The organism is Massilia aurea (genome assembly GCF_040790145.1).
GTDB classification, from domain to species: Bacteria; Pseudomonadota; Gammaproteobacteria; order Burkholderiales; family Burkholderiaceae_D; genus Telluria; species Telluria aurea_C.
This window is the reverse complement of the sequence record NZ_JBFMMP010000001.1, coordinates 960,743-972,911: the sequence shown is the minus strand read 5'-3', so window position 1 is coordinate 972,911 and position 12,169 is coordinate 960,743. Positions and strand designations below refer to the sequence as shown.

Annotated in this window: 11 protein-coding genes; 4 read left to right on the top strand and 7 right to left on the bottom strand. The window is 66.1% G+C overall.

The window, feature by feature from the left end; genetic code table 11:
• The first annotated feature begins 54 nt into the window (after positions 1 to 54).
• Positions 55 to 2,325: a catecholate siderophore receptor Fiu gene (locus tag AB2N08_RS04080; protein WP_367609328.1), complete on the top strand. Its 2,271-nt coding sequence runs from the start codon at positions 55 to 57 to the stop codon at positions 2,323 to 2,325.
• 51 nt (positions 2,326 to 2,376) lie between these two features.
• Positions 2,377 to 3,213 carry a metallophosphoesterase gene (locus AB2N08_RS04075; RefSeq protein WP_367609327.1) on the top strand — a complete coding sequence of 279 codons (837 nt, stop codon included), beginning with the start codon at positions 2,377 to 2,379 and terminating at the stop codon, positions 3,211 to 3,213.
• Here AB2N08_RS04075 and AB2N08_RS04070 read toward each other — a convergent pair whose 3' ends face one another.
• The 7 genes from AB2N08_RS04070 to AB2N08_RS04040 form a co-directional block, all read right to left on the bottom strand.
• Complete coding sequence (locus AB2N08_RS04070) at positions 3,214 to 5,469, bottom strand: penicillin-binding protein 1A (RefSeq protein WP_367609325.1); 2,256 nt, start codon at positions 5,467 to 5,469, stop codon at positions 3,214 to 3,216.
• 174 nt (positions 5,470 to 5,643) lie between these two features.
• Entirely contained in the window at positions 5,644 to 6,591 is a 948-nt protein-coding gene (locus tag AB2N08_RS04065; RefSeq protein ID WP_367609324.1) for a DMT family transporter, read from the bottom strand.
• Positions 6,592 to 6,653: 62 nt separating this feature from the next.
• Positions 6,654 to 7,424: an AraC family transcriptional regulator gene (locus AB2N08_RS04060; RefSeq protein ID WP_367609323.1), complete on the bottom strand. Its 771-nt coding sequence runs from the start codon at positions 7,422 to 7,424 to the stop codon at positions 6,654 to 6,656.
• Positions 7,425 to 7,437: 13 nt separating this feature from the next.
• Positions 7,438 to 8,199, bottom strand: a complete 762-nt coding sequence (fnr, locus tag AB2N08_RS04055) for a fumarate/nitrate reduction transcriptional regulator Fnr (RefSeq protein WP_367609322.1) — start codon at positions 8,197 to 8,199, stop codon at positions 7,438 to 7,440.
• Between the two features lie 29 nt (positions 8,200 to 8,228).
• A complete protein-coding gene (locus tag AB2N08_RS04050; RefSeq protein WP_367609321.1) occupies positions 8,229 to 8,438 on the bottom strand; it encodes a hypothetical protein in 210 nt (69 codons plus the stop codon).
• A gap of 12 nt (positions 8,439 to 8,450) precedes the next feature.
• Entirely contained in the window at positions 8,451 to 9,344 is an 894-nt protein-coding gene (locus AB2N08_RS04045) for an SPFH domain-containing protein (protein ID WP_367609320.1), read from the bottom strand.
• Between the two features lie 107 nt (positions 9,345 to 9,451).
• Positions 9,452 to 9,718, bottom strand: a complete 267-nt coding sequence (locus tag AB2N08_RS04040; protein WP_367609319.1) for a hypothetical protein — start codon at positions 9,716 to 9,718, stop codon at positions 9,452 to 9,454.
• Between the two features lie 125 nt (positions 9,719 to 9,843).
• Here AB2N08_RS04040 and AB2N08_RS04035 point away from each other — a divergent pair, with 125 nt between their 5' ends.
• Together AB2N08_RS04035 and AB2N08_RS04030 are read left to right on the top strand one after the other, a co-directional pair.
• Entirely contained in the window at positions 9,844 to 11,535 is a 1,692-nt protein-coding gene (locus AB2N08_RS04035) for an AMP-binding protein (protein ID WP_367609318.1), read from the top strand.
• 76 nt (positions 11,536 to 11,611) lie between these two features.
• Positions 11,612 to 12,136, top strand: a complete 525-nt coding sequence (locus AB2N08_RS04030; RefSeq protein WP_367609317.1) for an SET domain-containing protein — start codon at positions 11,612 to 11,614, stop codon at positions 12,134 to 12,136.
• The last annotated feature ends 33 nt before the right edge of the window (positions 12,137 to 12,169 follow it).

Genomic DNA, 12,169 nt, shown 5'->3' with positions numbered 1-12,169 from the left:
ATTGTTTTTCAAGCAGTGTTTTTACTCACTCACACCCAAAGAGACCGCCTCGCCATGAAAGCAATAACAAGCCGCAAGCATTCGTCCACCCGCAACCAGGTCATGAGCACCGCCCTGGCCGCCGTCCTGCTGCCGCTCGGCGCGCAGGCTGCCGGCGTCGATGCAGCAGCAGCACCGGCCAACGTCCTGCCCGAATCCAAGGTCGAAATCGTCGGCAAATACGGAAACGCCTTTCGCGCCGAGCAGGCCTCGTCGCCGAAGTACACCGAGCGCCTGGTCGACACTGCGCAGACGCTGCAGGTGATCAAGAAAGAGCTGTTCGAGCAGCAGGGCGCCCTGACGCTGACCGAAGCCCTGCGCAACACCCCTGGCGTCGGCGCGTTCTTCCTCGGCGAGAACGGCAACACCACCACCGGCGACGCGATCTTCATGCGCGGCTTCGACACGTCCAGCTCCATCTTTGTCGACGGCGTGCGCGACATCGGCTCGATCTCGCGCGACGTGTTCAACCTCGAACAAATTGAAGTGCTCAAGGGCCCGGCCGGGACCGACAGCGGGCGCGGCTCGCCCACCGGTTCAGTCAACCTGGTGTCGAAAAAAGCCAATATGACGAGCGGCATGTCGGCCGCGATCACCGGCGGCAGCGGTTCGCAAAAGCGCGTCACGGCCGACGTCAACCAGGTACTCAATGAAGAACGTGGCATCGCGCTGCGCCTGAACGTGCTGGGCCAGGATTCGGGCAGCGCGTCGCGCGACGTGGTGGAGAACAAACGCTGGGCCGTCGCACCGAGTATCGGCTTCGGCCTGAACGGCGCCACGCGCGTGCACCTGGACTACCTGCACGTCGACCAGAACAACATCCCCGACGGCGGTGTGTTCGTCATCGGCCTGCCCGGCTACACGAGCCCGGACCGCACCCGCCCGTTCATCACCGACGGCAAGAAGGTCGACCCGAAGAACTTCTACGGTTCGACCGGCGACTACGACGACGTGACAGCCGACATGGGCACCGTGCGCATCGAGCATGACTTCTCGCCGACGATGAAGCTGCAGAACACGAGCCGCTACGGCAAGACGTCGCAGGACTACCTGCTCACGGCCTTCCTGACCAGCACCGCCAACCTGGGCACCCCGAACCCGGCCGACCCGAACACCTGGACCCTGGCGCGCAGCATCCGCACCGGCAAGGACCAGGAAAACAAGATCCTGACCAACGTGACGACCCTGACGTCGCAGTTCAGCACCGGCGCAGTGGGACACACGCTGGTGGCCGGCCTGGAAGTGACGAGCGAACGCCAGACGACGTGGAGCCTGACGGGCCTGGGCACGCTGCCGGCGGCGAATATGTACAACCCGAACCCGAACGACGCGCCGACCACGCCCGTGAACGTGCGCCGCACCGGCGCCTACAACGAAGGCGAAGTCGACACGCAAAGCCTGTACCTGTTCGACACCGCCAAGATCGGCGAGCGCTGGATCCTCAATGGCGGCGTGCGGGTCGACCATTTCCGCGCCGATTATTCGACCGTGACCCTGACCAATAACGTGTTGGTGCCGGCCCGCTTCAAGGTCGGCGACAACCTGGTCAACGGCAAGATCTCGGCCCTGTACAAGCCGACCGCCAACAGCAGCGTGTATGCGCTGGTGGCCAGCTCGAAGCAGCCGCCGGGCGGCAACTTCACCGTCTCGGGCAGCGTCAACAGCGCGCAGAATCCGATCTACGATCCGCAAGAATCGACCACCAGCGAAATCGGCGGCAAGCTCGATCTGCTCAAATCGAAGCTGTCGCTGTCGGCTGCGCTGTACCGCACCGACGTCAAGAACGAGGTCGAGCAGGATCCGGTCGACCTGCAGTACTACCAGACGGGCGAAAAGCGCGTGCAGGGCATCGAGCTGGGCGCGACAGGCGAACTGGCCCCGCATTGGCTCGTCAGCGCTGGCTACACGTATATGGACACCAGCGTCGAACAGGGCCGCAACGTGACCGCCTCGGGCGAGAACAGCCTGACCTACACGCCGAAGCAGGCCTTCACCGTGTGGACGTCGTACGATCTGCCATGGGGCCTGCGGATCGGTGGGGGCGCGCGCTTCTCCGACAAGCTCAAGCGCGGCACCGACGGCGCGGTGGGCACGCCGGCCTTCACCGACTCGTACTGGGTGTTCGACGCGATGCTGGGCTACCGCCTGACGAAAAACATCGACCTGCGCCTGAACGTGTACAACCTGGCCGATGAAAAATACGTCGCCGCGATCAACAAGAGCGGCTACCGTTACACGCCGGGCGTGGCGCGTTCGGCCAGCCTGACAGCCAATATCGGGTTCTGATACGCGTGCACGACGGGCCGGCGGGTGGCGCTTGCGCTATACTCGCCGGCCATGCGCATACAGCTTTTTTCCGACCTTCACCTCGAACGGTACCCCGACTTCCTGCCGCAGGTCCTGCCCGGCCTCGATGTCGTGGTGCTGGCCGGGGACATCGGCTCGTACCAGAGCGGCTCGCGCCTGCTCACGCCGGACTTCGGGCTCGAACGTTTTTCGCCGCTGCTCGTGCCGGCCCTGGCGAAGGTCGCGGTGCTGTTCATCCCCGGGAACCACGAATTCGATGCGCTCGACTACGATGCGACCTACGCGCGGCTGCGCGAGACCTGCGCACGCCTGGGCATCACGTGGCTCGATCGCGAAGTGGTCACGATCGGCGGCATACGCTTCATCGGCACCACGCTGTGGAGCGACTTCGATGCATTGGTCGAGGAAGGCGCGACGCTGACGAAGCAGCTGCAGCAACGCACCAAGGCCTTCCGCGCCGCGAACTACTACCTGAGCAAGAACACGACCTTGAAAGATGGCGAGCCGGTGCTGGCCGAAGGCATCCGCGCGATGTCGCTCGATTGCCAGGCCTGGCTGCGCGCGACCCTGGCCACGCCGTTCGATGGCAAGACCGTCGTCGTGACGCACTTTGCACCGAGCCTGGAAAGCGCCGACCCGCGCTACGGCAAGACGCCCGGCACGGCCGGCTTTTGCAATGCGCTCGATGACCTCTTGAAGTTCGCGCAGGTGTGGCTGCATGGCCACCTGCACTGCGCCAACGATTACGTGGTCGAGGGCCGCGACGGTCCGCTGTCGTGGGGCTGTCGCGTGGTGGCCAATCCGCTCGGGTATCTGAGCAAGGGCGAGCAGGAAGGCTATCGCCCGAACCTGGTGATCGAGCTCTGATTACTCCTGCGGCGGATTTTCGCGCGTCAGGTTTTCCATCAGTGTATCGATGCTGTCCACCTGCGGCGGCGGCTCCTGCTGCTCCGCATACTCCGCATACACCCAGTCGCCATTGACGTGCGCCACGCCCTCGGGTACCAGCGGCGCGCGCCGCGGCACCTTGGCCAGCGCCACGCGCATATAGTCGACCCAGATCGGCAGCGCCAGCGTCGAACCGAATTCGCGCCCGCCCAGCGAGCGCGGCTCGTCGTAGCCCATCCACGCCACCGCCACCACCGGGCCGCCGTAGCCGGCGAACCAGCCGTCGATCGCATTGCTGGTCGTGCCGGTCTTGCCGGCCAGGTCGTCGCGCCCCAGTTGGCGTGAGGCCGCCGTTGCCGTGCCCACGCGCGTCACGTCGCGCAGCATGGAATCAACGATAAAGGCATTGCGCGCATCGAGCACGCGCGTGGGCTCCTTGCGTGCGTGTTCGTAGACGACCTTGCCGTCGCCATCCTGGATGCGGGCGATCAGCCAGGGTTCGACCCGATTGCCGCCGTTGGCGATCACGGCGTAGGCGCCGGCCATCTGCAGCGGCGTGACCGCACCCGTGCCCAGCGCCATCGTGAGATTGCGCGGCTGGCGCGCGGCGTCGAAGCCGAAGCGCGCCAGGTGCGCGCGCGTGTCGTCGACGTCGATCGCCTGCAGCATGCGCACCGTGGGCACGTTCCTCGAGCGCGACAGCGCATGGCGCACCGTCACCAGACCCTCGAAAACATTGTCGTCGTTGCGCGGCGACCAGTTGGCGTACGCCTTCTCGCCGCCGAGGTCGAGCGGCGCGTCGAGGATCGGCGTGCCGGGGAAGAAACCGCGTTCCAGCCCGGCCGAATACACGAACGGCTTGATGCTCGATCCCGGCTGGCGCCACGCCTGCGTGACGTGATTGAACTTGTGCAGCCCGAAATCGAAACCACCCACCAGCGCGCGGTAGGCGCCGGTTTCGGCATCGATCGCGACGAATGCCGCCGCCACTTCGGGCAACTGCGCGATCGCCCACGCGCCTTGCGTTCTGGCCAGGCGGATGACGGCGCCCGGCGCGAGCTTCAGGCCGGCCTTGGCTTTCGGCGCCAGCGCGCCTGCGGCGAAACTCAGGCTAGGGCCGGTGATCTCTATCGTCTCGCCGTTGGCCATTGCCGCCCGCACGCGCCTGGCTGACGCGCTGATCACAACGGCGGCCACGAAGCCGTCGACGGCCGGGCGTTTCTGCAGCGCGGTGGCCACCGCATCGTCACGCGTATCCCCCGCACCAGGTAACGTGATGCGCGTCTCCGGGCCGCGATAGCCGTGGCGCCGGTCGTAGGCGACGACGTTGCGGCGCACCGAGTCCGAGGCCGCCTCCTGCTCGGCGGCGATGACGGTGGTCGTCACCGTGATACCGCGTTCGTACGCCGCCGCGCCGAAGCGGGTGTGGACGGTCTGGCGCGCGATCTCGGCGACCCAGGCGGCCCGCCCGCCCACACCTGCGCCGTCGCGCTTGAACGTCAACGGCTCGGCCAGCGCGCGCCGGTACTGCGGCTCGCTGATCGCCTTGAGTTCGAACATGCGGCGCAGGACGGTGTGCTGGCGCTTCTTCGCCGCTGCCGGATTGGTGACCGGATTGCTGCTCGAGGGATTTTGCGGCAGGCCGGCAAGCATGGCCGTCTCGGCCAGCGTCAGCTCGTTCAGCGATTTGCCGAAGTAGGTGCGCGCCGCGCTGGAGAACCCGTACGAACGCTGGCCCAGGTAGATCTGGTTCAGGTAGACCTCCAGGATCTGGTCCTTGCTCAAGGCATTTTCGATCTTGTAGGCCAGCGCGACTTCGGTCAGCTTGCGCGGGAGGGTTTTGTCGCGCGAGAGAAAGAAATTGCGCGCCACCTGCATCGTGATGGTCGACGCGCCCTGGCTGCCAAAGTCGGACAAGTTGGCCTTGGCCGCGCCGAGAGCGCGGATCCAGTCGATGCCGCCGTGTTCATAGAAGCGCGTGTCTTCGATGGCCAGCACGGCCGTCTTCATCAAGGCCGGCACGTTCGCGATCTGCACGAAGTCGCGCCGCTCGGCGCCGAATTCGCCGATCAGCACCTTGTCGGCGCTGTAGACGCGCAGCGGAATCTTCGGGCGGTAGTCGGTGACGGCGCCGATGTCCGGCACGTCCGGCAGGATGGACGCGGCCCCAGGGAGCGGGGCGGCCGACAGCAGGGCTGATAACAACAGGGGCAAAAACGAACGATGGAGGATCATGGCGACAATCTCGGTAAGCAGTCATCAGGGCGTACAACATGAATCGTGGGGCCGATTCGATGCCAATCTTACTGCCCGCCGAATACGCCCGCTGGCATCGAGCCTGGGTATTGCCATTCGCGCCGTGCGGGTGCGCGGGGCGGTACCGATCGGTAATGACGCGTCCATCGCCAGTCAGCGTCGCTCGCGATGCGCTGCTGCGCAGGCAATCACACCGCCGACCAGCAGCGCGAGCGCCGCGATCTCCGCGCCGCTTGGCCAGCGTGCCTCCCACACGAAACCATAGAATGCCGCGAAGATGGTTTCGAACACGATCATCTGTCCCATCAAACTCATTGGCAGGGCGCGGCTGGCCCGGTTCCACAAGGCGTTGCCGACCAGCGAACAGAGAATGGCGACAGCGACCGCCACCCCGCCAAAGCGCAGCCAGCTCGCCGTGCTGTGGCTGCCCGTGGTCAGCACAAAGGCCGGCACCGCCAGCACCAGCGCCTGCACACCGGTCATCACGCCCACGGCAAGATTCCACTCGTGCGCCGAGACGCCGTCGAGACGCGCGAGCCAGCGGCTGTTATGCACCGCGAAGAACGTCCAGGACACCAGGGCGCCGAACGCGCAGCCCAAGCCCAGCAGCGACGCGGCGGAACCGGCCGCCGTCTCCCAGCCGATGCACGCCAGTCCCGCGGCGCTGAGCAGCAGGGACGGAACGAGCCGGCGCAGCGGTACGGCATGCCGCTCGCGGCTTCCCACCAGCGTGACGGCGATCGGCAGCAGGCCGATGACGATCGAGGCCATCGCCACGCCGCCCAGCCGCACGGCATTCGCCAGAAACAGGTAATACACGATGTTGCCGCTCAGGGCCAGAGCGCACAGGGCGCGCAACGCCCGGGCGCCGAGCTGGCGGCGCAGGCGGGGCCAGCTCGGCACGATCAGGATCGCGGCAATGGCGCCATACGCCAGGTAGCGCCCTGCCGAAAGCTGAAGGGCGGTAAAGCCGGGCACGAGTTCCGGCGCCAGAAAGACCAGGCCCCAGAGAGAGCCGGCCAGGATGGCGGCGCCAATTCCAGTCAGGGTGTTGCGGTGGATGGTGCCTGCGCTTGCGGCAGCAGTTGCGTCGATTGCCATTGGTCTGTCTCCCGGTGATGCGAGATTCTCGCCCCTGGGCTGCGCCGCTGTCCTGGCTGGAACTACTGCGAACTTGACCCGTTCTCGCGGATTGCGCGGCGGTACGCGGCCGGTGTCGTGTCCAGCGTCCGGCGCATCGCGCGCGTCAGGCTGGTCTGGTCGGAAAAACCGGATGCCAGGGCGATGTCGCTGACGCTGCGCGCTGTGCCGGCAAGCAGCGCGCACGCGTGCTCGAGACGCCGCGCGAGCAAGTACTCGCCTGGGGTCGATCCATGATGCTCATTGAACAGCGCGTGCAGGCGGCTCACGCTCAGGTTGGCGGCGCGCGCCATCGTGGCGGTGGTCCACGGCAGGCCTGGCTGCGCTTCTATCTGCGCGAGCACTGCGCCAAGGCGGGACGCCGGCCGCGGCGCGCCCTGGGTCAGGGTGTCGAGCAGCAGTGGCGTCCAGCCTTGGACGATGGAATCCGGCACCTCGCCGGCCCGCGCCAGCACGGCCATGAACTCGACGAGCTTGCGGGCGGCAGCGCCGATCGGCGTGAATGGCTGGTCCAGAAGCTCGGCCCACGGCCCATCTGCAAATGCCCTGGCCTCGACATCGACGATCAGGGATGCATTCGAGACGCGGCTCGATTGCGCGTGCCATGCGCCCGGCGCGACCAGGGCGGCATGGAGCGGGTCGAGGGTGCCGCGCCGGTTGTCAATGTCGAGCAATACCGCGCCATCGACCGGCAGCACCAGCTGGGCGAACGCGTGGCGGTCGCCCCAGTGCACGGCGTCGTAACTGCGCAAGTGCAGACCGGTGACGATAGCGCTCGAGAGGATCCGTGACATGCCCGGCGCCTTGTTATGCCATCGGGCTGCAAACATCCGTGCCCGCCGCCAGCGCCTTTAGCCTGGTCGGGTCGAGCAGGACGATCTCGCGCTTGTCGACCTCGAGCCAGCCCTGCTTTCTAAAGCGCGACAGCAGGCGGCTGATGCTCTCGATGGTCAGGCCCAGGTAATTGCCGATGTCTTCGCGCGACATGCGCAGCTGGAACTGCGTGCTTGAATAACCGCGCGCCGCGTAGCGCGCCGACAGGTTCACCAGGAAGACGGCGAAGCGCTGCTCGGCGCGCATATTGCCAAGCAAGAGCATGACGTTCTGCTCGCGGGTGATTTCCTGGCTCATGATGCGATGGAAGTGGCGCAGCAGCGCCGGCACTTCGCCGAACAGTTCTTCCAGGCGCGCGAACGGGATTTCGCACACCTCGCTGTCCTCGAGCGCCTCGGCGTCGCAGTGGTGGGTGCCGCCGATCGCGTCCATCCCGAGCAGTTCGCCGGCCATCTGGAAACCGGTGATCTGCGCCTCGCCGCTGGCATTGACCTGGAACGTCTTGAAGTGGCCGAAGCGCACCGCGTACAGGTTGCGAAACGGCTCGCCCACGGTGTACAGGCGCTCGTCGCGCGCCAGGCGGCGGCGCCGGCCGATGATCTGGTCGAGGCGGACGATGTCGGCGTCTTCGAGCCCCATCGGCAGGCATAGCTGGTGCATGCTGCACGAGGCGCACGACTTGAGCGCCTGGGGTGTGAGAGTCGGTTCGGTCGGGGAGGGTGTGGCTGGGATCATCGGGTTGGCCGGCAGAGGTTCAGGCCAGATTATAGACCGGCCGGTTCGTCGGATCCGGGATCGTCGCGCTCGCCCTTTGGCACCGATACCTTCGCGCCGCGCCGGGCCAGGCCCTCGCGCAGCAGGAACTCGATTTGTGCGTTCACGCTGCGCAGGTCGCGCGCGGCCAGACGCTGCAGCTCATCCCACAGCGCCGGGTCGATTCGTAGCGCGAACGCTTTTTTTCCTGGACTTGCCATGCTGGTCGGCCGCTAGTTGTACAGCGTGCCCGTGTTGATGATCGGTTGCGTTTCCTTGTCCGAGCACAGCACCACGAGCAGATTGCTGACCATCGCCGCCTTGCGCTCGTCGTCAAGTTCGACGATGCCGCGCTCGGACAAGCCCTTGAGCGCAGCCTCCACCATGCTCACGGCGCCATGCACGATCTTGCTGCGGGCGCTAATGATGGCTTCGGCCTGCTGGCGCCGCAGCATGACCTGGGCGATTTCGGCGGCGTAGGCAAGATGGGTCAGCTTGGCGTCGAGCACCTCGACACCGGCCGCCTCGAAGCGCGCCTGCAGCTCGGTCTTGAGTGCGTCGGCCACGATGTCCATGCCGGCGCGCAGCGTGGTTTCACCCTGCGGCAGATCTTCGCCTTCGTCATAGGCATATTGCGAGGCCAGGTGGCGCAGCGCGGCTTCGGCCTGGATCGACACGTAGCGTTCGAAATCGTCGACCTCGAATACGGCTTGCGCGGTGTCGCGCACGCGCCAGACGACGGCCGCGCTGATCTCTACCGGGTTGCCGCGCTTGTCGTTGACCTTGAGCGTGGGGGCGTTGAAGTTGCGCGCCCGCAGCGACAGGCGCCGCTTGACGTACAGCGGGAAGGCCCAGCGCAGCCCTTCGCTGCGGTCGGTGCCGATGTACTTGCCAAACAGGGTCAGGATCGCGCTCTCGTTCGGCTGCAGCATGAAGAGGCCCGTCAGGCACAACAGGCCGGCCAGTCCCGACGCCACCGCACCCAGCAGCGACAGGCCATCGGGCGTCTCGACCCCGGTCTTGAACAGATACGCCGCACCCAACAGGAAAACAATCCCTGCACCAGCGGCCAGGTAGCCATTTGCGGACGAGAATGCCTTTTCGCGGCGGGCGTGCGATGCGTTCATGCTTGACCTCTTCTGGGTGGGTGTGACATCAAAGTGATATCACTTTAGGAGCGCCAGAAATTCTTGTCAAGCAATTTAGAGAACGCGCTGATACAACGGAACAGGCGCTAGTCGGCCAGGCCCTTTTGCAGCAGTTCGGCCACCAGCGCATTGAGCTCGACACCGCGTTCCTTGCTCAGGGTCTGCAACTGCGCCACCAGAGTGCTGTTGAGCTTTACTGCAAACGGCACCAGTCCCAGCGCGCGCTCGCGTTCGCGCTGTTCGCGGCGATCCGGCGCCGTATCCTTGGCCGGCGCGCCGATGACGGCGCCCCTGGCTGCCATCTGGCGTTGAATCTTCTTGGCGTCGCCTTTTGCCATGTCCGTCTTTTTCATCACGTGCCTCAAGTTTGTTGGAGCCGAATTCTACTCTCGAAACGCGGCGGCGCCGAGAATCGGCAAACGGGCCGCATTTGGTGGCATCATGAGCGTGGCAGTACGACCCCGATCAGGAGACCACCATGACGCCCACCCAGCGCTTCCTGCAGGCGCGCGACTTCCTCCAGCAGCACCGGCTCGATTACGACACCGCGTACCGCGACTACCAGAGCCCGCAGCTGACCACCTTCAACTGGGCGCTCGACTTCTTCGACCAGCAGGCGCAGGACAACCACAACGTGGCGCTGTGGGTCGTCGACGAAGACGGCGCCGAGCGCAGGATCACCTTCGCCGACATGGCCGCGCGCTCGAGCCAGGTGGCCGAATACCTGCGCAACTGCGGTGTGCGGCGCGGCGACCGGGTGCTGCTGATGCTGCCCAATCGCGTCGAGCTGTGGGAAGTCATGCTGGCCGGGATCAAGCTGGGCGCCGTGCTGGTGCCCACGACGATGCTGATTGCGGGCGACGACCTGGCGGACCGGCTCGAGCGCGGTTGCGTCAGGCACGTGATCGCGCAGGCATCCGAGGTGCACAAGTTCGCTGCGCTGCCCGGCAGCTTTACCCGCATCGCGGTGGGCGGCATGCACGAAGGCTGGCACGAAGGTTGGCACGACTACGCCGCCAGCCACGACGTGGTCAGCGTGTTCGTGCCCGAGGGCGAAACGCTGGCCACCGATCCGCTGCTGCTGTACTTCACGTCCGGCACCACGGCGCGGCCCAAGCTCGTGCTGCACACGCACCAGAGCTATCCGGTCGGCCACCTGTCGACGATGTACTGGATCGGCTTGCAGGCGGGCGACATCCACTGGAATATCAGCTCGCCCGGCTGGGCCAAGCATGCCTGGAGCTGCTTCTTCGCGCCCTGGAACGCCGGCGCGACCGTCTTCGTCTACAACTACGAGCGCTTCGCCAGTCCGGCCGTATTGCGCGTGATCGAGCGCTGCGGCGTGACCTCGCTGTGCGCGCCGCCGACCGTCTGGCGCATGCTGATCAAGGAAAACCTGGCCGCGTACAAGCCAGCCCTGCGTGCACTGGTCGGGGCCGGCGAGCCGCTCAATCCCGAAGTCATCGAGCAGGTCGAGCGCGCGTGGGGGATCCGCATCCGCGACGGCTTCGGCCAGTCCGAAACCACCTGCCAGATCGGAAACTCGCCCGGCCAGCCGCTCAAGCCCGGCTCGATGGGCCGCGCGCTGCCGGGCTACCGCATTGCATTGCTCGATATCGATGACGCACCTGCCACCGAGGGCGAGATCGCGATCGACCTGGCGTCGAACCCGGTCGGCGTGATGGTGGGCTACGAAGGCGATGCCGAGAAAACGCGCGACGCCATGCGCGCAGGCCACTACCACACGGGCGACACCGCGGCGGTCGACAGCGATGGGTATTATTTTTATGTGGGCCGCAATGACGACGTGTTCAAGTCGGCCGACTACCGCATCAGCCCCTTCGAGCTCGAGAGTGTGCTGATCGAGCACGAGAGCGTGCTGGAAGCCGCGATCGTGCCCAGTCCCGACCTGCTCCGCCTGGCGGTGCCGAAGGCGTTTGTCACGCTGCGCGCCGGCGTGGCGCCAAGCCGCGAGATGGCTGGCGCGCTGTTCGCGTTCAGCCGCGCGCGGCTCGCGCCGTATCAACGGATCCGGCGCATCGCCTTTCGCGAGCTGCCCAAGACCATCTCGGGCAAGATCCGGCGTGTCGAGTTGCGGCGCGAAGAAGCGGGGCGCTCGGACGCCGCGCCCGATGCGCTCGAATACCGCGAAGAAGATTTTCCGGCATAGCCGCAAGTGTGCGGCGTTTGCGGGGAATGCAGCCATAATGGATGCCATCCCTTTTTCTCGTCCACGCGCCAGCCCGATGACCACCAAGCGAACCACACCAACGCCCACCGCCACCAGCACGGCCGCCACCGGCCCGTCGTACGAAGTACGCCAGTCGCCCATTCACGGCAACGGCGTCTTCGCCCGCAAGCCGATCGCGGCGGGCGAGCGCATCATCGAGTACCGCGGTGAGCGCATCAGCTGGGACGCGGCGACCGAGCGCGCCGAAAAGGCGGGTGGCCCGGTCAACCACACCTTCTATTTCAGCCTGGCCGACGGGCGCGTGATCGATGGTGGCCGGCGCGGCAACGAGGCGCGCTGGATCAACCACGCTTGTTCGCCCAACTGCGAAGCGTTCGAAGAAGACGGCAAGGTGTATATCCACGCGATGCACGACATCGACGCAGGTAGCGAGCTGAACTACAATTACGCCCTGATCTACGAAGAGCGCCACACGCCCAAGCTCAAGAAAGTGTTCGCCTGCCGCTGCGGTACGCCCGGCTGCACGGGCACGATGCTTGCGCCAAAGCGCCGCACCCGCACGCCAGCCGCCAGCAAATAAACCAGTCCTGGCCTGGTCCGTCATCGACCTGGA

Coding starts and splice junctions, on each gene's coding strand:
- AB2N08_RS04040 (WP_367609319.1), bottom strand. CDS start 9,718: ATGAAAAAGACGGACATGGCAAAAGGCGACGCCAAGAAGATTCAACGC.
- AB2N08_RS04070 (WP_367609325.1), bottom strand. CDS start 5,469: ATGATCCTCCATCGTTCGTTTTTGCCCCTGTTGTTATCAGCCCTGCTG.
- AB2N08_RS04035 (WP_367609318.1), top strand. CDS start 9,844: ATGACGCCCACCCAGCGCTTCCTGCAGGCGCGCGACTTCCTCCAGCAG.
- AB2N08_RS04060 (WP_367609323.1), bottom strand. CDS start 7,424: ATGTCACGGATCCTCTCGAGCGCTATCGTCACCGGTCTGCACTTGCGC.
- AB2N08_RS04075 (WP_367609327.1), top strand. CDS start 2,377: ATGCGCATACAGCTTTTTTCCGACCTTCACCTCGAACGGTACCCCGAC.
- AB2N08_RS04065 (WP_367609324.1), bottom strand. CDS start 6,591: ATGGCAATCGACGCAACTGCTGCCGCAAGCGCAGGCACCATCCACCGC.
- AB2N08_RS04045 (WP_367609320.1), bottom strand. CDS start 9,344: ATGAACGCATCGCACGCCCGCCGCGAAAAGGCATTCTCGTCCGCAAAT.
- AB2N08_RS04050 (WP_367609321.1), bottom strand. CDS start 8,438: ATGGCAAGTCCAGGAAAAAAAGCGTTCGCGCTACGAATCGACCCGGCG.
- AB2N08_RS04080 (WP_367609328.1), top strand. CDS start 55: ATGAAAGCAATAACAAGCCGCAAGCATTCGTCCACCCGCAACCAGGTC.
- AB2N08_RS04030 (WP_367609317.1), top strand. CDS start 11,612: ATGACCACCAAGCGAACCACACCAACGCCCACCGCCACCAGCACGGCC.
- fnr (WP_367609322.1), bottom strand. CDS start 8,199: ATGATCCCAGCCACACCCTCCCCGACCGAACCGACTCTCACACCCCAG.